This window comes from Roseateles sp. (assembly GCF_039595595.1).
Classification (GTDB): domain Bacteria; phylum Pseudomonadota; class Gammaproteobacteria; order Burkholderiales; family Burkholderiaceae_C; genus Roseateles.
In genome coordinates this window covers 1-20,350 of the sequence record NZ_JBCNLG010000034.1, presented here as the reverse complement: position 1 = coordinate 20,350, position 20,350 = coordinate 1, and the positions used below count along the sequence as shown (strand labels likewise).

Annotated in this window: 15 protein-coding genes; 11 read left to right on the top strand and 4 right to left on the bottom strand. The window is 68.9% G+C overall.

Annotation, left to right across the window (positions count from 1 at the left end; all coding sequences use genetic code 11):
• Window positions 1-119 precede the first annotated feature (119 nt).
• From folP to phoR, 9 genes are all read left to right on the top strand, one after another.
• Entirely contained in the window at window positions 120-902 is a 783-nt protein-coding gene (gene folP / locus ABDW61_RS23950; RefSeq protein WP_343642394.1) for a dihydropteroate synthase, read from the top strand.
• A gap of 125 nt (window positions 903-1,027) precedes the next feature.
• Window positions 1,028-2,362: a phosphoglucosamine mutase gene (glmM, locus tag ABDW61_RS23945; RefSeq protein WP_343642392.1), complete on the top strand. Its 1,335-nt coding sequence runs from the start codon at window positions 1,028-1,030 to the stop codon at window positions 2,360-2,362.
• A gap of 403 nt (window positions 2,363-2,765) precedes the next feature.
• On the top strand, window positions 2,766-3,806 hold the full coding sequence (gene pstS / locus ABDW61_RS23940) for a phosphate ABC transporter substrate-binding protein PstS (RefSeq protein ID WP_343642390.1): 1,041 nt from the start codon (window positions 2,766-2,768) through the stop codon (window positions 3,804-3,806).
• An 87-nt stretch (window positions 3,807-3,893) separates the two neighbouring features.
• Complete coding sequence (gene pstC / locus ABDW61_RS23935) at window positions 3,894-4,916, top strand: phosphate ABC transporter permease PstC (RefSeq protein WP_343642388.1); 1,023 nt, start codon at window positions 3,894-3,896, stop codon at window positions 4,914-4,916.
• A complete protein-coding gene (gene pstA / locus ABDW61_RS23930; protein WP_343642386.1) occupies window positions 4,913-5,773 on the top strand; it encodes a phosphate ABC transporter permease PstA in 861 nt (286 codons plus the stop codon). Before pstC ends, pstA begins: the two co-directional genes overlap by 4 nt.
• 48 nt (window positions 5,774-5,821) lie before the next feature.
• Window positions 5,822-6,607, top strand: a complete 786-nt coding sequence (gene pstB / locus ABDW61_RS23925; protein WP_343642385.1) for a phosphate ABC transporter ATP-binding protein PstB — start codon at window positions 5,822-5,824, stop codon at window positions 6,605-6,607.
• 19 nt (window positions 6,608-6,626) lie between these two features.
• Complete coding sequence (phoU, locus tag ABDW61_RS23920) at window positions 6,627-7,334, top strand: phosphate signaling complex protein PhoU (protein ID WP_279760059.1); 708 nt, start codon at window positions 6,627-6,629, stop codon at window positions 7,332-7,334.
• An 84-nt stretch (window positions 7,335-7,418) separates the two neighbouring features.
• Window positions 7,419-8,120, top strand: coding sequence for a phosphate regulon transcriptional regulator PhoB (gene phoB / locus ABDW61_RS23915; RefSeq protein WP_343642382.1), 702 nt, complete (start codon window positions 7,419-7,421; stop codon window positions 8,118-8,120).
• A gap of 7 nt (window positions 8,121-8,127) precedes the next feature.
• A complete protein-coding gene (gene phoR, locus ABDW61_RS23910; protein ID WP_343642381.1) occupies window positions 8,128-9,507 on the top strand; it encodes a phosphate regulon sensor histidine kinase PhoR in 1,380 nt (459 codons plus the stop codon).
• A 17-nt stretch (window positions 9,508-9,524) separates the two neighbouring features.
• On the opposite strand, the gene ABDW61_RS23905 is transcribed toward phoR, so the two are convergent.
• From ABDW61_RS23905 to trxA, 4 genes are all read right to left on the bottom strand, one after another.
• Window positions 9,525-11,174, bottom strand: a complete 1,650-nt coding sequence (locus ABDW61_RS23905; protein ID WP_343642379.1) for a hypothetical protein — start codon at window positions 11,172-11,174, stop codon at window positions 9,525-9,527.
• Window positions 11,175-11,408: 234 nt separating this feature from the next.
• Window positions 11,409-11,672, bottom strand: a complete 264-nt coding sequence (locus ABDW61_RS23900) for a type B 50S ribosomal protein L31 (protein WP_091733632.1) — start codon at window positions 11,670-11,672, stop codon at window positions 11,409-11,411.
• Window positions 11,673-11,886: 214 nt separating this feature from the next.
• Window positions 11,887-13,149 (bottom strand): transcription termination factor Rho, encoded by a 1,263-nt coding sequence (gene rho, locus ABDW61_RS23895; protein ID WP_343642377.1) that lies wholly within the window; start codon window positions 13,147-13,149, stop codon window positions 11,887-11,889.
• A 235-nt stretch (window positions 13,150-13,384) separates the two neighbouring features.
• Window positions 13,385-13,714: a thioredoxin TrxA gene (trxA, locus tag ABDW61_RS23890; RefSeq protein WP_088383781.1), complete on the bottom strand. Its 330-nt coding sequence runs from the start codon at window positions 13,712-13,714 to the stop codon at window positions 13,385-13,387.
• Between the two features lie 313 nt (window positions 13,715-14,027).
• Here trxA and ABDW61_RS23885 point away from each other — a divergent pair, with 313 nt between their 5' ends.
• Together ABDW61_RS23885 and ABDW61_RS23880 are read left to right on the top strand one after the other, a co-directional pair.
• Window positions 14,028-16,703, top strand: coding sequence for a PD-(D/E)XK nuclease family protein (locus ABDW61_RS23885; RefSeq protein ID WP_343642376.1), 2,676 nt, complete (start codon window positions 14,028-14,030; stop codon window positions 16,701-16,703).
• Complete coding sequence (locus ABDW61_RS23880) at window positions 16,700-20,104, top strand: UvrD-helicase domain-containing protein (RefSeq protein ID WP_343642374.1); 3,405 nt, start codon at window positions 16,700-16,702, stop codon at window positions 20,102-20,104. Before ABDW61_RS23885 ends, ABDW61_RS23880 begins: the two co-directional genes overlap by 4 nt.
• The last annotated feature ends 246 nt before the right edge of the window (window positions 20,105-20,350 follow it).

Sequence of the window (20,350 nt, the reverse complement as noted above, 5' to 3'; positions counted from 1 at the left end):
TGACCGTTTCGCGTGCACGAGCGCGGGGCCCGGCGTCCGACACTCATCCGCCCATGACTTCTTCTTCGATCTGGAAAACCACACGCTTCGACCTCGATCTGGCGGAGCGGCCGCTGGTCATGGGCATCGTCAACGTGACGCCTGATTCGTTCTCCGACGGCGGCCACCATGCGGATGCGTCCAGTGCCATCGACTTCTGCGAGCGGCTGCTGGGCGAGGGTGTCGACATCCTGGACCTGGGGGGCGAGTCGACGCGTCCGGGCGCTCCCCGGCTGGAGGCTGACGAGGAGTGGAAGCGCCTGGAGCCTGTCCTGCGAGCGGCGCTGAACTTCGGCGTTCCGGTCTCTGTCGACACCTGCAAGACCGAAGTGATGCGCCGCGCGCTGGACCTGGGCGTCGACATCATCAACGACGTGCAGGCGCTGCGCGACGAGGGCGCGGATGCGTTGCTGGCCTCACATGGCAGCGCAGGCATCTGTCTGATGCACATGCGGGGGCAGCCGGCCGGCATGCAGCGCCTGACCGACTACGAGGACGTCGTCACCGAGGTGGCCAGCTTCCTGGCCGACCGGTTGAGGCACATGGTCGGCGTCGGTGTCGCGGCCGAGCGGATCACGTTGGACCCTGGTTATGGTTTCGCCAAGACTGTCGAGCAGAACCTCGAGCTTCAACGACGCCAGCGTGAACTGCTCGCGCTCGGGAGACCGCTGCTGGTCGGGTGGTCGCGCAAATCAACGCTGGGGGCAGTCACCGGAAAAGCAGTGGACGAGCGCATGTCCGCCAGCGTTGGCGCGGCCTTGGCGTCGGTGGCGCTCGGGGCGCGCGTGGTCCGCGTGCACGACGTCGGCGCCACCGTCGATGCGCTGAAGGTCTGGCAGGCGTTCGGCGCTCCGCAGGCCTGATCCGCGCTGGCCGGTCTCGGGCCCGTCCCTCGTTTGCGGGGGCGGTTGGCGGGAAGGAAGTGGCCCCTCCGCGTTCGGCGACAATCCTCCGATTCGAGATTGAGAAGTCGCAGGAGGTCGCTTCGATGAGCCGGAAGTATTTCGGAACCGACGGAATCCGCGGGACCGTGGGCCGCACGCCCATCACGCCCGATTTCATGTTGCGCCTGGGGCATGCGGTCGGCCGCGTGCTCAAGCGCAGCTACGCCAGGCCGAGCGTCCTGATCGGCAAGGACACCCGCATCTCCGGCTACATGCTGGAGTCGGCGCTCGAGGCGGGTTTCGCGTCCGCCGGCGTCAACGTGCTGTTGACCGGTCCGCTGCCCACCCCCGGCGTCGCTTATCTGACCCGCGCGCTGCGCCAGCACCTGGGTGTGGTGATCTCGGCCTCGCACAACCCGTTCGCGGACAACGGCATCAAGTTCTTCTCCTCCAAGGGCGAAAAGCTGCCCGACGCCTGGGAGCTGGACGTCGAAGCGGTCCTGGACGAGCCGCCGGTCTGGGTCGATTCGGCCAGCCTGGGCCGTGCCCGCCGCCTGGACGATGCGCAGGGGCGCTATATCGAGTTCTGCAAGGCGAGCTTCAGCGGCGACCTGAGCTTGCGCGGCATGAAGCTGGTGGTCGATGCCGCCAACGGCGCGGCCTATCAGGTGGCGCCCTCGGTGTTCCACGAACTCGGCGCCGAAGTGATCCCCATCGGCAACAAGCCCGACGGCTTCAACATCAATGACAAGGTGGGCGCCACCTCGCCCGAGGCGCTGGTCGCCGCGGTCAAGGAGCATCGCGCCGACTACGGCATCGCGCTGGATGGCGATGCCGACCGCCTGCAGATGGTGGACGGCGAAGGCCGGCTCTACAACGGCGACGAGCTGCTGTATGTCATGGTCGCGGACCGGCTCGCCCGCGGTGAGCGCGTGGCCGGCGCCGTCGGCACGCTGATGACGAACATGGCGATCGAACTGGCGCTGCGGCAGCGCGACGTCGAATTTGTCCGCGCCAAGGTCGGCGACCGTTACGTCCTCGAGGAACTGGCTGCGCGCGGCTGGCAGTTCGGCGGCGAAAGCTCTGGCCATCTGCTGGCGCTGGACCGTCACACGACGGGGGACGGCATCGTCAGCAGCCTGTTGGTGCTGGAGGCGGTCTGCCGCAGCGGCCGGCAACTGTCCGACCTGCTTGACGGCGTCTCGCTGTTCCCGCAGACGCTGATCAATGTCCGGCTGCAAGCGGACCAGCAGGACTGGAAGAGCAATCCCGCGCTCGCCCGCACCGAAGCCGAGGTCACGGCCGAGCTCGGCGACCGGGGCCGGGTGCTGATCCGCAAGTCGGGCACCGAGCCGCTGCTGCGGGTCATGGTCGAGGCCAGCGACGCCGGATTGGCGCAGCGCTGCGCCGAACGCCTGGCCGACGCCATCCGTCACTGAGCGGATCCACGACCCGATCCGCCTCAGCGCGGATCCCCCTGCGAAGCAAAAAGAATGGCCGCCGATGCGTGAGCACCGGCGGCCTAATTGCATTGGTTGTGGCCGCGTCGTGCCGCTCTTCTCAGGCTGACGGGGTTGGACTCCTTTGGCTCGTCCGCACCGTCATGGTGCCGACACCGCTCGCGAGAGGGTTTTCCCGTGCCGACGCAGGCTAAGGATGGAAGATGACAGCGGGGTGAATCGAATATGACAATGCCCGCCGACGCCTCCACCAGGCCCCGTTTCTCCTCTGGGGCGGTGTGCGTAAGGAGATTTTTCTGACTCCAGGTCTGCGTCACGGATGTGTCACATTGGGGTCATAGCATCCGCTCCGTTCGCCAACCAACCCTCGCGATAGGACTGAATGACCATGACTCAACTGCGTGCTGGCCTGCTGTTCGCCGCTTGCGCCGCGATGTTCTCCGTGGCCCATGCTCAAGAAGTGACCGGTGCGGGTGCCTCGTTCCCGGCCCCCGTGTACGCCAAGTGGGCGGATGCCTACAACAAGGCGACCGGCGTGCGCATCAACTACCAGTCCGTCGGTTCGGGCGCCGGCATCAAGCAGATCCAGGCCAAGACCGTCGACTTCGGCGCGTCGGACGCCCCCCTGAAGGACGACCAATTGGCCAAGGACGGCCTGGTCCAGTTCCCGACCGTGATCGGTGGCGTGGTGCCCGTCATCAACGTCAAGGGCATCGCCGCAGGCCAGTTGAAGCTCAACGGCCAGGTGCTGGGCGACATCTACCTGGGCAAGGTCACGAAGTGGAACGACCCCGCCATCGCTGCCCTGAACCCGGGTGTGCAACTGCCGGACGCCGCCATCGCCGTGGTCCGCCGCGCTGACGGTTCAGGCACCAGCTTCCTGTTCACGAACTACCTGTCCAAGGTCAACGCCGACTGGAAGGCCAAGGTCGGTGAAGGCACCGCGGTGAACTGGCCCACCGGCGCGGGCGGCAAGGGCAACGAAGGCGTCTCGGCCTTCGTGACGCGTCTGCCCAACTCCATCGGCTACGTCGAATACGCCTACGCCAAGCAGAACAAGATGACCTACGTGCTGATGAAGAACGCCGACGGCGCCTTCGTCAGCCCGAGCGACGACGCCTTCAAGGCCGCCGCCGCCGGCGCCAAGTGGAACGAATCGTTCTACCAGGTGCTGACCGAGCAGCCCGGCAAGGCCAGCTGGCCCATCACCGGCGCGACCTTCATCCTGATGCACGCCGCCCAGGACAAGCCGGCCCAGGCCTCCGCGGCCCTGAAGTTCTTCGACTGGGCCTACACCCAGGGCGACAAGACCGCCGACGAGCTGGACTACGTGCCGCTGCCGGCCGCCGTGAAGGATCTGGTGCGCAAGCAGTGGGCCGACCGCGTGAAGGACGCGGCGGGCAAGGCGGTCAGCTTCAAGTGATCCGCGCCTGACGACACAGCCCGGTGAACCGCGACGCGGCCACCGGGCTTTCGCACAAGAATTCCAGACACTCCCAGCGGAGGCCCCGTGGCCGCAATACTTCCAGCCAATTCCATCGACCGAGAGCGCGGCCAGGCGCGCGCGAAGCCGGACGGGCGTCCGCCGCAGCGCCGCCGCGTCGCCCCCTGGGCCGACACGGTGTTCTCGCTGCTGACGCACGGCGCGGCATGGCTGACGCTGGCACTGCTGGCCGGCATCATCGGCTCGCTGCTGGTGGGCGCCGCGCCCGCGATCAAGCAGTTCGGCCTGAACTTCCTGATCACCGCGGACTGGGACCCGGTGCAGGAGAAGTTCGGCGGGCTGGTGATGATCTACGGCACGCTGATGACCTCGCTCATCGCGCTGCTGATCGCCGTGCCGGTGAGCTTCGGCATCGCGCTGTTCCTGACCGAGCTGTCCCCCGGCTGGCTGCGCCGCCCGCTGGGCATCGCCATCGAGCTGCTGGCCGCCGTGCCCTCGATCGTCTACGGCATGTGGGGCCTGCTGGTGTTCGGCCCCATCCTGGCCACCTACGTGCAGCAGCCGCTGCAGTCGCTGCTCGGCGGCGTCCCTTATCTGGGCGCGCTGGTCTCGGGCCCGCCCGTGGGCATCGGCATCCTGTCGGCCGGCATCATCCTGGCCATCATGATCATTCCGTTCATCGCCTCGGTGATGCGTGACGTGTTCGAGGTCACGCCGGCGATGCTCAAGGAGTCCGCCTACGGACTGGGCTCCACCACCTGGGAGGTGGTCTGGAAGGTCGTGCTTCCTTACACCAAGACCGGCGTGGTCGGCGGTGTCATGCTGGGCCTGGGCCGCGCGCTGGGCGAGACCATGGCCGTGACCTTTGTGATCGGCAACATGAACCAGCTGAACTCGCTGTCGGTCTTCGAAGCCGCCAACAGCATCACCTCGGCGCTGGCCAACGAATTCGCCGAAGCCGGCGCGGGCCTGCACCAGGCCTCGCTGATCTACCTGGGCCTGGTCCTGTTCTTCATCACCTTCGTGGTGCTGGCGTTCTCCAAGGTCCTGCTCAACAAGCTCAAGAAGAACGAGGGAGCCCGCTCATGAGCGCCACCAACGCCAAGCGCCTGGCGATGTACAACAAGCGCAAGCGCGTCAACCAGATCGCGCTGACGCTGTCGATGGGCGCGATGGGATTCGGCCTGGTCTGGCTGATCTGGATCCTGCTCGAGACCTTGATCCAGGGCGTCGGCGGCCTGACGATCGCGACCTTCACGCAGATGACGCCGCCGCCGATGGCGGACGAGGGCGGCCTGGCCAACGCGATCTACGGCTCGCTGCTGATGGTCGGCCTGGCGACCTGCGTCGGCACGCCGATCGGCGTGCTGGCGGGTGTCTACCTCGCGGAGTACGGCCAGAAGACCTGGCTCGGCGCCTCGGTGCGCTTCATCAACGACATCCTGCTGTCGGCGCCGTCGATCGTCGTGGGCCTGTTCATCTACACGGTCGTCGTCACGCGGATGAAGTCGTTCTCGGCGCTGGCCGGCATCCTGGCGCTGGCGCTGATCGTCATCCCGGTGGTGATCCGCACCACCGAGAACATGCTGAGCCTGATCCCCAACGCGCTGCGCGAAGCCGCCTACGCGCTGGGCACACCCAAGTGGAAGGTCATCCTGACCGTGACGCTGAAGGCGGCGCGCGCCGGCGTCGTGACCGGCGTGCTGCTGGCGCTGGCCCGCATTTCGGGCGAGACCGCGCCGCTGCTGTTCACCGCGCTGTCCAACCAGTTCTGGACCAGCTCGCTGGGCAGCCCGATGGCCAGCCTGCCGGTGACCATCTTCAAGTTCGCGATGAGCCCCTACGAGAACTGGCAGAAGCTCGCCTGGGCGGGCGTCTTCATCATCACCATCGGCGTGCTGCTGCTCAACATCGTCGCGCGCGTGATGTTCAAGGAAAAGCATTGACCGGCTGAACGGCCTGCGCTCAACGAATCCAAGGAATCGAGAAACAACATGGACGTCAAAGTCGATATGCCCGTGACCGAGAGGGCGAAGCTCTCGGTGAAGAACCTGAATTTCTATTACGGCAGCTTCCACGCGCTGAAGAACATCAACCTGGACATCCCCGAGCACAAGGTCACCGCGTTCATCGGACCGTCGGGCTGCGGCAAGTCGACGCTGCTGCGCACGCTGAACCGGATGTTCGAGCTCTATCCGGAGCAGCGCGCCGAGGGCCAGATCCTGCTGGACGGCGAGGACATCCTCACCAGCAAGGAAGACGTGTCGCTGATCCGCGCCAAGGTCGGCATGGTGTTCCAGAAGCCGACGCCGTTCCCGATGTCGATCTACGACAACATCGCCTTCGGCGTGCGGCTGTTCGAGACGCTGTCGCGCGTGGAGATGGACGAGCGCGTCGAATGGGCGCTGAAGAAGGCCGCGCTGTGGAACGAGGTCAAGGACAAGCTCAACCAGAGCGGCTCGGGCCTGTCGGGCGGCCAGCAGCAGCGGCTGTGCATCGCGCGCGGCATCGCCATCAAGCCGGAAGTCCTGCTGCTGGACGAGCCGTGCTCGGCGTTGGACCCGATATCGACCGGCAAGATCGAGGAGCTGATCCATGAGCTCAAGCATGACTACACGGTCGCCATCGTGACCCACAACATGCAGCAGGCCGCGCGCTGCTCGGACTACACCGCCTACATGTACCTCGGCGACCTGATCGAATTCGGACCGACCGCGGAGCTCTTCATGAAGCCCAAGCGCAAGGACACCGAGGACTACATCACCGGTCGTTTCGGTTGATCACAGGGGAGCGAAGAACATGACTGACAAGCATCTTTCCACCCAGTTCGACGCCGAACTGAGCGGCATTTCCACCCGCGTGCTCGAGATGGGCGGGCTGGTCGAATCGCAGGTGGCGCAGGCCGTCGAGGCGCTGGGCACCTTCAGCGGCGACATCGCCAGCCACGTGCTCAAGCAGGAGGAGATCGTCAACACGATGGAGGTCGAGATCGACCGCGACCTGTCGACGATCATCGCCCGCCGCCAGCCGACCGCGCGCGACCTGCGCCTGCTGATCGCCGTCTCGAAGACCATCGCCAACCTGGAGCGCGTTGGCGACGAGGCCGCGCGCATCGCCCGCACGGTGCAGCGCCTGATCAACACCGGCGTGTCCAGCCGCCTGCGGCTGCCGATGTCGGACCTGTCGTACGAGGCCGAACTGGCCACCGCGCAGCTGCGCAAGGCGCTGGACGCGTTCGCGCGCCTGGACGTGGACCGCGCGCTGGAAGTGCTCAAGGCCGATGACCAGATCGACAAGGAGTTCGACGGCCTGATGCGCAAGCTCATCACCTACATGATGGAAGACCCGCGCACGATCTCGTCGTCGATCGATCTGGTGTTCGTCGCCAAGGCGATCGAGCGCGTGGGTGACCACGCCAAGAACCTGGCCGAGGTCATCATCTACGTGGTCAAGGGCACGGACGTGCGCCACAACTCGCCCGACGCCGTCGAGCACATGGTGCGCTGAGCACCGAACGCGATCCACCCGTGCGGTCCGGCCCCGATCGGGGGCGTCAGGACCGGCGGGACCGAACAAGAGGAGTTACCCCGCATGAGTCGCATCCTGGTCGTCGAGGACGAGTCCGCGATCGCTGAACTGATCTCCATCAACCTGCGCCACGCCGGCTTCGAGGTGACGCTGGCCGGCAATGCCGAGCAGGCGCAGCTCGAGGTGGATCGGGTGCTGCCCGATCTGGTCGTGCTCGACTGGATGCTGCCCGGGCAGACCGGCCTGGCGCTGGCCCGCCAATGGCGCGGCGCGACCCGCACCCGCGAACTGCCCATCATCATGCTGACGGCGCGCGCGGAGGAGGTCGACAAGGTGTCCGGCCTGGACGCCGGCGCCGACGACTACCTGACCAAGCCGTTCTCGACCAATGAGCTGCTGGCCCGTATCCGCGCGGTGCTGCGCCGCAAGGCGCCGGAGGCGCTCGACTCGGCCGTGGAGGTGGGCGGCCTGGTGCTCGATCCGGGCACGCGCCGCGTCAGCCGCGAGGGTGTCGAGGTCAAGCTCGGCCCGACCGAGTTCCGGCTGCTGCACTTCTTCATGACGCACCCGGAGCGTGTGCACAGCCGCTCGCAGTTGCTGGACCGCGTGTGGGGCGACCATGTGTTCATCGAGGAACGCACCGTCGACGTCCATGTCAAGCGCCTGCGCGAAGCGCTCGAGAAGGTGAGCTGCGCGCGGATGATCGAAACGGTGCGAGGCGCCGGCTACCGACTGACCCAGCAAAGCAGCGCCCTGTCGGCCTGAGTTCGACATGGCCTGGATGTTGTCGCGGGTGCTGATGCTGGTGCTGGGCACCGGCATCGCGGGCGGGTTGGGCTACTGGTTGGGGGGATGGCTGCGGATGCCGCAGCTGGCCGCGGCGCTGGCCGCGGGGGCGGCCGTCGTGATGATGGCCATCTGGGACGCCGCGCGGGCGCACCGGCTGGTGGTCTGGCTGCGGGGCGACCAGGACGATGACGCGCCTCGCGTGTCGGGTCTGTGGGGCGAGATGGCCTACCGCGTCGAGCGCGGCCTGCGCGATCGCGAGCGCCGCTACGAGCGCGAGCGTCAGCAGCTCGAGCAGTTCCTGCTCGCGATCGAGGCCTCGCCCAATGGGGTGATCCTGCTCGACGGCCAGGACCACATCCAGTGGTGCAACGTCGTGGCGGGCGATCATTTCTCGCTGGACCCGCAGCGCGACAAGCTGCAGCGGATCACCAACCTGGTCCGCTATCCCGCCTTCGTGTCCTATCTGCAGCAGGGCAACTTCCAGCACCCGCTGACGCTGACCAACACCCGCGCCAAGTCGACGCTGCAGGTGCTGGTGCGCGATTACGGCGTCGCCGGCGAATCGCGCAAGCTGGTGTTGTCGCTGGACGTGACCGATCGCGAGCGCAACGAGGCGATGCGGCGCGACTTCGTCGCCAATGTCTCGCACGAGATCCGCACGCCGCTGACGGTGCTGGCCGGCTTCATCGAGACCATGGCGAGCCTGCAACTGACCGAGGCCGAGCGCAAGCGCGTGCTGCACCTGATGCAGCAGCAGACGACGCGGATGCAGACGCTGGTGGGCGACCTGCTGACGCTGGCGCAACTGGAGGGCAGCCCGCGCCCGCCGACGGATCACTGGATCTCGCTGGATCCACTGCTGTCGCGCATCGCGGCGGACGCACAGGCGCTGTCCAATGGCCGGCATGAGCTGGTCTGCGAGCGGCAGACGGGCGTCGAACTGGCGGGCACCGAGACCGAAGTGCTCAGCGCCATCGCCAATCTGGTGAGCAACGCAGTGCGCTACACCCCCGAAGGCGGGCGCATCGAATTGCAATGGCGCTGGCTGCCGGACCACGGCGGCGAGATCTCGGTCATCGACAACGGGCCCGGCATCGCGCGCGAGCACCTGCCGCGGCTGACCGAGCGCTTCTATCGCGTCGATGGCAGCCGGTCGCGGGACACCGGCGGCACGGGTCTGGGGCTGTCGATCGTGAAGCACGTGGTGCAGCGTCACGGCGGTGAACTGCGCATCGACAGCGAGCCGGGGAAGGGCTCCAAGTTCCGGCTGCAGTTCCCGGCCGCGCGCATCCGCCTCGCCGACGCGACCGCCATGGGCGACGAATCGGCTCCGGCGGCGCTGGCGGGCGGCGAAGACCTGTGAGCTGACGCGAGGATGCCTCAGCGCTCCTTCTGCATCACCAGATAGGTCGCGAAGCGGTCCGTCGGTCTGCGGACCACCCCCAGAACACGCCAGCCATTGGGAGGAATCGGCGAGCCGTCGGCCTGCACGGAGATGGCGACCGAGCAGTTCGTGCTGCTCAGGTCCTGCGTGGCATCGACGCGCCAATGGCCCTGGAACTCCAGCGCGGCCAGCGCGTGCGTCGGCAGCGTCGGCGCGGCGATGCAATCGATCTCCTTCGGCAGGTGGGCCCCGATGCGGTCCACGAGCGGCTTGTTGCTGCGCGCATAGTTCAGCGGATGCAGGCCCAGCGTCATCGTGAGCAGCCACGCGAGCGCCACTCCGCCCGCCGGCAGCGCCAGGCTCTTCCAGATCGCGTGACGGTGACGGGCGGTGCGCCAGCGGACCAGTCCGAGCCAGACGATCGTGCCCATCAGCGCCAGCACGAAGGTCAGCAGGCCGAATTCAGGCTCATAACCCTGCGCCAGCTTGCGGACGTTGGCGAGCAGCTTGGGCGGCCAGCCCAGTTGCAGCGCGGTGTAGTAGAGCCACAGGAAGATGGCGCCCGCGGTGAAGAAGAACACCGAGAACCAGTCGAGCAGGGCGCTCGCGCTGCGCTGGAAGGTTGGCAGCGCGAAGCTCGCCAGCACCGCCAGCGGCGGCAGTGCGAGCAGCAGGGCGCGGTCGTCGGCCCCCATCAGCAGGCTGGTGATGAGCGGCACCAGCGCAGCCAGCAACGGCACCGCGATGTGGCGTCGCATCAGGTGCGCGCGCCAGCGCCAGAGCGACCACGCGGCCAGCGGCCAGACCGGCCAGCAGAACCAGCCCGTGAGGCGCAGCCAGTCGAGCAGGCTGCGCTCGCTGGCTCGCACGCGCCAGGCCCAGCCGTGCATGGGCCAGGCCACCAGCGCGGCGAGCACCATCGCGCCCAGGATCCACGGCAGGAACTTGCGCGCGTCCTCGTAGGTTGAACGGTAGCTGAGCCACAGCGCGCCGACGGCGAGCGCCAGCGCGACTGCGGGCGCGCCGCTGGTGGCCAGGATCGGCAGCGCCGCGAGCATCGCCGCCCGGGCCTTCCATTGCCGGAACGGAACGGCCGCGAGGCTGTAGGCGAAGAGCGTGATGCCCAGCAACTGCAGGATCTCCGGCGTGATCTCATGGCCCAGGCGCAGCAGGCCCAGGCTCGCGATCAGCGCCAGCAGGCAGCCGTCGGCCATGGCGCGGGCGTAGTCGACCGCATGGGCCTCGCCGCCGAAGGCGAAGGCGACGGGCTGGGCAGCCTCGGTGCGGGCCAGGTGCAGGCAGCTGTACCAGGCCAACGCCAGCACGGCGGCCAGCATCAGTCCGAAGGGAATGCGCGCGGCCACCGCGGGCTCGAGGAAGGGCAGCAGCTTGACGCCCAGGGCGCCCACCCAGTAGGGCAGGAGACCGCCATCGGCCGGCAGGCCCGCAATCGCCGGCTGCAGCCACGGGGCGTGGCCCTGCACGATGCTGGCGATGAAGCCGTAGGCGGTGAGGTCGGCATTGCGCCAGGGGTCGCGGCCGAAGAGGCCTGGCAGCACGTAGGCCGCGCACAGCAGCAGCAGGGCCCAGCGCGGGATCGGGTGGGTGCTGCGCTCGGCCACGACGGCCGGGGTGGGCAGATTCATGCGCGTCTGTCTCGTTGTCGTTGGGGTGCCGGTGCGCATCATGCCGCAGCTTCGGTGAGGTCCGGACGACTCTCCTGGCAGGGGGCGGTAAAGGAGCGTCAAGGAGCGACACGCGAGGGCAGGCGGCGTAGGCGCGAACGGGGATGCATCCATCCGGCGCGGCCATGAAAAAAGGCAGCCGGTGAGGCTGCCTTCTTCGCGGGGACCGGATACGGATCCGGTCCGCTGGGCCGCTTAGGCCTTCTTGCGCAGGTTCGCAAACTTGTTGCGGAACTTCTCGACGCGGCCGCCCAGGCTGTCCACGCTCTTCTGCGTGCCGGTGTAGAACGGGTGCGATTCGCTGGAGGTTTCCAGCTTGACCAGCGGCAGTTCGCGACCGTCGTCCAGCTTGATCGATTCCTTGGTCACCACCGTCGAGCGGATGATGAACTGGGCGCCGTTGGACTGGTCCACGAAGACCACGTCACGGTAGTTGGGGTGAATGCCTTCTTTGGCCATCTTGGAGTCCTCGCTGCAGTGCCGCCAGCCACACTGCCCCTTGCAGTGCACTTGTCGACAGCGGAAAAACGCGGAGTATAGCTGAAAACGACAGAGCCGCCCAGAGGGCGGCCCTTTGAAGTCCTGCGACGGCCTTCCCAGCCGTCACGCGCGAGACGCGTGCCGGCCTTCGATCGGCGTCGGACCTGCCGTAGGGCAGGCCCTCGGTCCGATCTCAGCCCCCGCGCCTCATCATGTCGAAGAAGTCATGGTTGTTCTTCGAGGACTTCATCTTGTCGAGGATGAACTCCATCGCCTCGATCTCGTCCATCGGATAGAGCAGCTTGCGCAGGATCCAGGCCTTCTGGAGGATTTCCGGCTTGAGCAGCAGTTCCTCGCGGCGGGTGCCCGACTTGTTCAGCAGGATCGACGGATAGACGCGCTTCTCGGCCATGCGGCGATCCAGATGGATTTCGCAGTTGCCGGTGCCCTTGAACTCTTCGTAGATCACCTCGTCCATCTTGGAGCCGGTGTCCACCAGCGCGGTGCCGATGATGGTCAGCGAGCCGCCTTCCTCGATGTTGCGCGCGGCGCCGAAGAAGCGCTTGGGGCGCTGCAGCGCGTTGGCGTCCACGCCGCCGGTCAGCACCTTGCCGGAGCTGGGCAGCACGTTGTTGTAGGCGCGGGCCAGGCGGGTGATCGAGTCCAGCAGGATGATCACGTCCTTCCTCAGCTCGACCAGGCGCTTGGCGCGCTCGATCACCATCTCGGCGACCTGCACGTGGCGCGCGGCCGGCTCGTCGAAGGTGGAGCTGATGACCTCGCCGCGCACGGTGCGCTGCATCTCGGTCACTTCCTCGGGGCGCTCGTCGACGAGCAGCACCATCAGATGAGCATCCGGATAGTTGGCCGCGATCGAGTGGGCCAGGTGTTGCATCATCATCGTCTTGCCCGACTTGGGCGGGGCGACGAGCAGCGCGCGCTGGCCTTTGCCCAGCGGCGCGATCAGATCGATGATGCGGCTGGTGATGTTGTCCTCGCTCCGGATCTCGCGCTCAAGCTTGAACTGCTCTTTGGGGAAGAGCGGCGTCAAGTTCTCGAACATGATCTTGTGCTTGGACTCCTCCGGGGTCAGGTTGTTCACGCGGTCGACCTTGACCAGCGCGAAGTAGCGTTCCCCGTCCTTGGGGACGCGCACTTCGCCTTCGATCATGTCGCCGGTGTGGAGGTTGAAGCGGCGGATCTGGCTCGGCGACAGGTAGATGTCGTCCGTGGACGCCATGTAGCTGGTCTCGGGCGAGCGCAGGAAGCCGAAGCCGTCGGGCAGGACTTCCAGGACGCCGTCGCCGAAGACCTGCTCGCCGGCCTTGGCGCGCTTTTTCATGATCGCGAACATCAGCTCCTGCTTGCGCATGCGAGCGACGTTGTCGATCTCCAGCTCTTCGCCCATCTTGATCAGGGCGGAGACGTGAAGCGCCTTCAGTTCAGAAAGATGCATGGGGGGGTTGACCCGGTCTGTCGTCCAGGGCCTGCCAAGGCCAGGGACACAAACAACGGCGAGCCCAAGGGACGCGTGCCGCGTTGCAGCGGACCTGAGAGATGCGTGGAGTCTTGGGCGCCGAGTCCACGCGCTCACCCGGAACGATCGACGGCGTCCGAGGACGCCGCGGAGCCCGGGCGGGCGTGTTGGCAGTTGACCGCCGGAGCCGCGTGGGCCCCGGCGGATCGGATGATTATAGGTGGGCGTCCAGGAAGGACGTCAACTGGGCCTTGGAGAGCGCGCCGACCTTGGTCGCCGCGAGCTGGCCGCCCTTGAACAACATCAGCGTCGGAATGCCGCGGATGCCGAACTTGGCGGGCACTTCGCGGTTGTCGTCGACATTGAGCTTGGCGATCTGCAGGCGGTCGCCGTAGTCCTTGGCCACTTCGTCCAGGATGGGGGCGATCATCTTGCAGGGGCCGCACCACTCGGCCCAGTAGTCCACCAGCACGGGCTTGTCGGACTGGATGACGTCGCTGTCGAACGAGGCGTCGGAGATGTGTTTGATCTGTTCGCTGCTCATGGAGATGGTCCTTGCGTGATGTCCCTGCCGGGCGGATGCCACGGACGGGCGGCCAGACGGGCGACAATGTGTACCGCCTCGAGGGCCCCAGGGTTGCAGGGAACGATCATTCTCACACAAGCCCGGAAACCTCGGCCCGAGTAGGCGCTCGTCCCACATGCGGGGGTGCGAGGCGGAACTCAAGCCGTCCGGGGCCTCGCCGTCGCTATCGCCGCCATTGCCGGATTCTTTGACCGAATCTTCAACAGAATCTCCGACCGAATCTCCGGATCGTCCCTCCGCCATCGCCTTGCCCGCCACGCCGCCGCCCTCGATGTCCCCCGCCGCCCAGCCGGTGGACTTCCCCCTGTCGCCGTCCCACACCAGCGCCGCGATCTGGGACGGCGTGGCGCGCCGCGCCGCCGGCTGGCTGGAGGCCAACGGCCTGGCGGCCCGGGACGCGGTGCTGCTGCTGCCGTTCGCGCAGCATCTGCAGCCGGCGCGGCTGGCGTGGATGAAGCTCTCGCGCTGGCAGCCGCGCATCGAGACCACGCGCAGCCTGGCCTCGGCGCTGGGGCCGAGCCCGCTGCCGCAGGCGCATCAGATCACGGGCGACGCGGCCATCGACGCGCTGGCCGCGCGCGCGCTGCTGCGCGGGCAGAGCTGGGCCGAGGCGCTACGCGAGCAGGACCCGCGCGCCCATCACGCGGCGGTGCTGCGGCTGGTCGAGGCGGCGCACGCGCTGTCGCGCGAGGCCGCGCTGCGCGATCCGGCGCGGCGCGCGGCGTTCTGGGAGGAGGGCCGGCAGGCGCTGGCGCAGCAGGGCGGCGTCGGTCATCTGGAGCGGGCGCTGCTGGCGGTCGCGCTCGAATGGGCGGCGGCCGACGGCCGCGCGCCGGCCATCGATGCGCTCTTCCAGCTGCGCCCGAGCGCCTGGCTGCATCTGCAATGCGGCGGCCCGGACGCGCTGGCCGACGCGCTGCTCGCCAGTGCCGAGGCCGCCGGCATCCCCTGCCTGCGCCTGAATGCCGACCTGCCGCTGGACACGGCCTTCGAAGGCGGCGCGCCGGTGGGCCGGCTGGAGCAGGCCGTCTGCGACGACTTCGAGGATCTGGCCCAATGCAGCGCCGCGTCGGTGCTGGATCACTTGCAGGCGGGCCGCGCGCCGGTGGCGCTGATCGCGCAGGACCGGGTGCTGCTGCGGCGCGTGCGCGCGCTGCTGGAGCGCCAGGGCCTGGGCATCAAGGACGAGACCGGCTGGACCCTGGCCACGACCGCTCCGGCCGCGCAGCTGATGGCGATGCTGCGCGCCGCGCGGCGGGATGCGGGCGTGGACGACTGGCTCGCGTGGCTGAAGACGCCGCTGGCGGCGTCGCTGCGCGAGCGCGGCGGCAGTGCCTCGCTGAGCGCGCTGGAGAGCCATTGCCGCAAGCGTGGCTGGTCGTCGCCGCAGGCCGTGCGCGCCGAGCGCCTGCCCCCTGGGAGCGCGCGGCTGTGGGAAGCCGCCCGCGAGGCGCTGGTGCCGCTGCAGCAGCGCGGCGTGCAATCGCTCGAGGACTGGATCGCGGCGCTGCTGCAGACGCTGCAGCAGATGGGCGCCGACGAGCAGCTGCGGCGCCAGCCCGCGGGCGGGCCGCAGGTGCTGGAGGCGCTGTGGCTGAGCAAGACGCCGTGGCCCGGCTCGGGTCATGAGGCGGTGCTGAAGGACGCGCAGCTGAGCGCTTCCGAGTTCGTCGACTGGGTGTCCCAGACGCTGGAGGCCGGCGAGTACAAGCCGCCGCTGGAGGGCGGTCTGCAGATCATGATCACGCCGCTGGCGCGGACGATGCTGCGCCCGTTCGGCGCGATCGTGCTGCCGGGCGCGGATGCCGCCACGCTGGGCCCGGTGCCGCCTGGACCGGCGCTGATCGGCGACGCGCTGGCGCGCCAGCTCGGCCTGCCGACCGTCGACGACAAGCGCCAGGCGCTGGCCTGGCAGTTCGCGCAACTGCTGCGCGCGCCGGCGGTCACGCTGCTGCGCCGAGGCCACCTCGGCAGCGAGCCGCTCGCGGCCAGTCCGCTGCTGGACCGGCTCGAACTCGCACTGCAGGCGGCCGGCCACGCGCTGCCGCACTGGCGCGATCCGCGGCTGGAGACGACCTTGACCGCGGCCCATGTCGCGCGCTCGGCCGCGCGGGCCGGAGGCCGCCTGCCCGCGGCGCTGAGCGCCAGCGCGGTGGAATCGCTGCGCCAGTGCCCGTATCAGTTCTTCGCGCGCGTGCTGCTGGGCCTGCGCGAGGCCAGCGAGCTCGACGTCCAGGCCGACAAGCGCGACTACGGCACCTGGCTGCATGCCGTGCTGCACCAGTTCCACACCGAGCGGGTGACGGGCGTCGACCCGGCGCTCGATGACGCGGCGCGGCTGCAGCGCGCGGCGCAGGATCAGATGCGTGAACTGGGCCTGGCGCCCGCGGAGTTCCTGCCGTATTCAGCCAGTTTCGCGCGCTTCCTGCCGGCGTATCTGGACTGGCTCAAGGCGCGGGAGTCCGAGGGGCAGCGATTCGAGCGCGGCGAGCTGGACCGGCGCGTGCGCCCGTGGGCGGGGAGGGAGCCGGCGCTCGCGGATCTGGCGCTGCTCGGCCGTATCGATCGCGTCGACGACGCGCCCGATGGGCGGCTGCTCGTCGACTACAAGACCGGCAGCGTCAAGGGGCTGAAGGACAAGGTCGCGAATCCGCTCGAGGACACGCAGCTCGGCGTGTACGCGGTGCTCATGGGCGAGGAACATTCCGGCTCTCCCATGCCGCTACGCGCGCAATACCTGGCCCTGGACGATGCCAAGGGCATCACCGCGGTCGAGCACGACGATGTCTCCCGCACCGCGGCCGTGATGCTGGACGGCCTGCGCGGCGACCTGATGGCCATCCATGCCGGCGAGCCGCTGCCCGCGCTGGGCGAGGGCGTCGCCTGCGCCTACTGCGAGATGCGCGGCCTGTGCCGCCGCGATGACTGGGAGGGGGCTGCCCCATGACCGCGCCGGCCATCGCCGCCTACACGCTCGACGGCGCCCCGGTGGCGCGCGAGCGCTTCTACGCCCTGGCCTGCGACCCGGCGCGCAGCGTCGTCGTCGAGGCCTGCGCCGGCGCGGGCAAGACCTGGATGCTGGTCTCGCGCATCCTGCGCGCGTTGCTGGATGGCGCGCGGCCGCAGGACATCGTCGCGATCACCTTCACCCGCAAGGCGGCCGGCGAGATGCGCGCCCGCCTCAACGAATGGCTGCACCAGTTCGCCCACTGCGACGACGCCGGCCGCGTGCTCGCCCTGCGCCAGCGCGGCCTGCCGGAACATGAGGCGCAAGCCCTCGCGCCGCGCCTGGCGACGCTGCAGCAGCGTCTGCTGCAGGAAGCCCGGCCGGTGGAGATCCGCACCTTCCACGCCTGGTTCTCGCAGCTGTTGCGCGCCGCGCCGCTGGAGCTGCTGCGCGCGCAGGGGCTGTCGCCGGAGCTGCAGCTGCTGGAGGACGAGAGCGACCTCAAGCCCGAGCTCTGGCAGCGTTTCCACACGGCGGTGCTGGCCGACGACGCGCTGCTGGCCGTCTACCGCGAGCTGAGCCTGATCCACGGCCGCAACAAGCTGATCGGCTGGCTGGAGTCGGCCTTCGACAAGCGCGTCGAGCTGCGGCTGGCGCATCAACAGGGACGGCTGCTCGAGAGCATGCCCGCGGCGTCCGAGGTGGTGCCGGAGTTCGCCGCCTTCGCATCGCCGCTCGATGCCTTCGCGGCGATGCGCCCCGACTTGCAGGCGCTCGCGATCGAGCTGGGCCTGGGGAAGAACAAGACGCAGAAGACCGCCGCCGTCGCGATCGAGACGGCGCTGACCGCCTTCGGCCCAGGCGCCGAGGCGGACGCGCTGGCCGCCGTGCGCGCCGAGCTCTTCACGCAGAAGGGCACGCTCGTGAAGGCGCTGGGCGATTCGCCGCTGCTGATGCAGCTCGGCGACCAGCTGACGCGCCTGCAGCAGGCGCTCGACCAGGACCGCGCGCGCGCCTGGCACCAGCAGATGTGCGCGCTGGCGCTGACGCTGCTCGACGAATTCGAGCGGCTCAAGCGCGAGCGCGGCTTCGTCGACATGAACGATCTGGAGCGCGGCGCGCTGGCGCTGCTGGGCGACGCGGACCTGTCGGGCTGGGTGCAGGAGCGGCTCGACAGCCAGGTCCGTCACCTGCTGATCGACGAGTTCCAGGACACCAGCCCGCTGCAATGGCACGCGCTGTATGCGTGGCTGTCGGGCTACGTCGGCGCGGGCGGCGGCGCGAGCGGGCAGCGGCCGCCGTCGGTCTTCATCGTCGGCGACCCCAAGCAGAGCATCTACCGCTTCCGCCGGGCCGAACCGCGCGTTTTCGCCGCCGCGCGCGACTTCGTGCGGGAAGGACTCGACGGCGTGCTGCTCGCCTGCGATCACACGCGGCGCAACGCGGCGCCGGTGCTGGCGGCGGTGAACGCGGTGTTCGAATCGGCGAGCCTGGCGCAGCAGTACAGCGGCTTTCGCGCCCACACCACCGAGGCGGGCGAGGGCGATCCGCTGGATGGCGTGTTCTTCATCGCCGGCGATGCGGACGAGGAGGGCGGCGCGAGCGATGACGAGACCTCTGCGGGCGGCACCGGGCGAGCGGCCGATGAATGGCGCCCAAGCCTGACCGAGCCGCGCCGCGAGCCCGAATTGCATCGCCGCGAGGCGGAGGCCAGGCGCATCGCCGCCTGCATCGCCGAGCTGTTGGCCGCGGGCGCGACGCAGCCCGGCGACATCTTCGTGCTGGCGCGCAAGCGCGAGGGGCTGCGCGTGCTCGCGCAGGAGCTGAAGGCGCGTGGCATCGCGCATGCCGCGCCCGAGGACATGGCGCTGCTGGACGCGCCCGACGTGCGGGACCTGCTGGCGCTGCTCGATGCCCTCGCGTCGAGCGGACATCAGCTCTCGCTCGCGCATGCGCTGCGCAGCCCGCTGTTCGGTGCGAGCGAGGCGGACCTGCTGTGGCTGGCCGAGCAGTCGCGTTCGGTGAAGTGGCTGGGCCGCGAGATCGTGGCTGAGGATCAGGAGGAGGTCGCGCCGCTGAGCTGGTGGGAGACCTTGCTCCAGGCCTCACCGGATGATCTGGGCGAGCCCTTGCGCCGCGCGCGGGAGCTGCTGTCGCGCTGGGCCTCGATCGCGGTGCTGCGCAGCCCGCATGACCTGCTCGATGCGATCGTGCATGAAGGCGATCTGATGGCGCGGCTGGCGGCGGCGGTGCCAGCCAGCGAGCGCCGCGCGCGGCTGCATGCGGTGGAGGCGTTGCTGGCGCTGGCGCTCGAGCTGGATGGAGGCCGCTATGCCGGCCTCTACGGCTTCGTTCGCGCGCTCAAGAGCCGCGCGTTGAAACTCGCCGCGCCGGCCGAGCCGGACGCGGTGCAACTGCTGACCGTGCACGGCGCGAAGGGGCTCGAAGCCAAGGTCGTGATCCTGATGGACGCAGAAGCGGGGCTGGCGCGCTCGGAGAGCATGGCGCTCGCGATCGAATGGCCGGTGCAGGAGCCGGTGCCGCGCACGGTGGCGTTCATCGTGTCGGAGGCGAAGCCGCCGCCGTCGCTGCAGGCGCTGCTCGATGACGAGAAGGACCAGCGCCAGCGCGAGGAGCTCAATGCGCTGTATGTCGCGATGACGCGCGCGCGCCATCGGCTGCTGCTGAGCCGCACGCCCGCGAAGCGGCAGGCGGCGACGGCGAGCTGGTGGACGAGGGTGCAGCCGCATGCGCAAGCCCTGGCGGTGCCGGAGCTCGACGCCGGCCTTGAGCGGCCGGGCGATGAGCCGGTGCGGCTGAAGGTCCTGCCGCGTGTCGAGCCTTTGCCGGCCGAGGCCCCGGACGCGGGCGACGCGGTGGGTCAGAGCCCCGATGAGGTGGACGAGAGCGCCGCGCTCGGCGAGGCGCTGCATCGCGTGCTCGAGTGGCACAGCGGGCCGCAGGGCGGGGCTCATCCGCTGGAGCGGCTGATGGCCGCGGCGGCGCAGATGTACGGGCTCGATGCCCGCCGGGATGAGCGGCTGCAGCGCAGCGTCAAGGCGATCCTGGGGAGCGGCGAGTGCGCGCCATTCTTCGATGCTGCGGCGCTCGACTGGGGCGGCAACGAGGTGCCGCTCAGTTGGCATGGCCACGACATGCGGCTGGATCGGCTGGTCTGCCGCCGTGATGCCGGCGGCGCGCGCACGTGGTGGGTGCTCGACTACAAGCTGAATCCCGCGCCGCAGCGCAATCCGGAGTACCTGCAGCAGCTGTGGCGCTACCGCGAGGCGGTGATGGCGCTGCAGCCCGGCGAGGCGGTGCGCTGCGCCTTCATCACGGGCCAGGGGCGGCTGATCGATTGCACCGAGGCGGTGGCCGCCTCAGCCGACCTGTTCGCTTGATGCCGCTGGCAGCAAGAACTCCCTCGCCCCCCGCGAGGGGGGAGAGGGCAGGGGAGAGGGGGGCTTCGAAGGGCAGCAGCGCTGTGGCACGAGCCCCCTCTCCCCTCCCTCTCCCCGCTGGTGTATGGACCGAGGACATAGGTAACAGGTGTGCCAGGACATGGGTAACACTTTTCCCGCCTAGTCAGCGGGAGGACGAAGTTGCCCTGGAGCCCAGTCACCGTGAAGGACCAACGAGAGGAATTC

Excerpts from the sequence above, each read along its gene's own strand:
- folP (WP_343642394.1), top strand. The coding sequence starts at position 120 with ATGGGCATCGTCAACGTGACGCCTGATTCGTTCTCCGACGGCGGCCAC.
- glmM (WP_343642392.1), top strand. The coding sequence starts at position 1,028 with ATGAGCCGGAAGTATTTCGGAACCGACGGAATCCGCGGGACCGTGGGC.
- pstS (WP_343642390.1), top strand. The coding sequence starts at position 2,766 with ATGACCATGACTCAACTGCGTGCTGGCCTGCTGTTCGCCGCTTGCGCC.
- pstA (WP_343642386.1), top strand. The coding sequence starts at position 4,913 with ATGAGCGCCACCAACGCCAAGCGCCTGGCGATGTACAACAAGCGCAAG.
- pstB (WP_343642385.1), top strand. The coding sequence starts at position 5,822 with ATGGACGTCAAAGTCGATATGCCCGTGACCGAGAGGGCGAAGCTCTCG.
- phoU (WP_279760059.1), top strand. The coding sequence starts at position 6,627 with ATGACTGACAAGCATCTTTCCACCCAGTTCGACGCCGAACTGAGCGGC.
- phoB (WP_343642382.1), top strand. The coding sequence starts at position 7,419 with ATGAGTCGCATCCTGGTCGTCGAGGACGAGTCCGCGATCGCTGAACTG.
- phoR (WP_343642381.1), top strand. The coding sequence starts at position 8,128 with ATGGCCTGGATGTTGTCGCGGGTGCTGATGCTGGTGCTGGGCACCGGC.
- ABDW61_RS23905 (WP_343642379.1), bottom strand. The coding sequence starts at position 11,174 with ATGAATCTGCCCACCCCGGCCGTCGTGGCCGAGCGCAGCACCCACCCG.
- ABDW61_RS23900 (WP_091733632.1), bottom strand. The coding sequence starts at position 11,672 with ATGGCCAAAGAAGGCATTCACCCCAACTACCGTGACGTGGTCTTCGTG.
- rho (WP_343642377.1), bottom strand. The coding sequence starts at position 13,149 with ATGCATCTTTCTGAACTGAAGGCGCTTCACGTCTCCGCCCTGATCAAG.
- trxA (WP_088383781.1), bottom strand. The coding sequence starts at position 13,714 with ATGAGCAGCGAACAGATCAAACACATCTCCGACGCCTCGTTCGACAGC.
- ABDW61_RS23885 (WP_343642376.1), top strand. The coding sequence starts at position 14,028 with ATGTCCCCCGCCGCCCAGCCGGTGGACTTCCCCCTGTCGCCGTCCCAC.
- ABDW61_RS23880 (WP_343642374.1), top strand. The coding sequence starts at position 16,700 with ATGACCGCGCCGGCCATCGCCGCCTACACGCTCGACGGCGCCCCGGTG.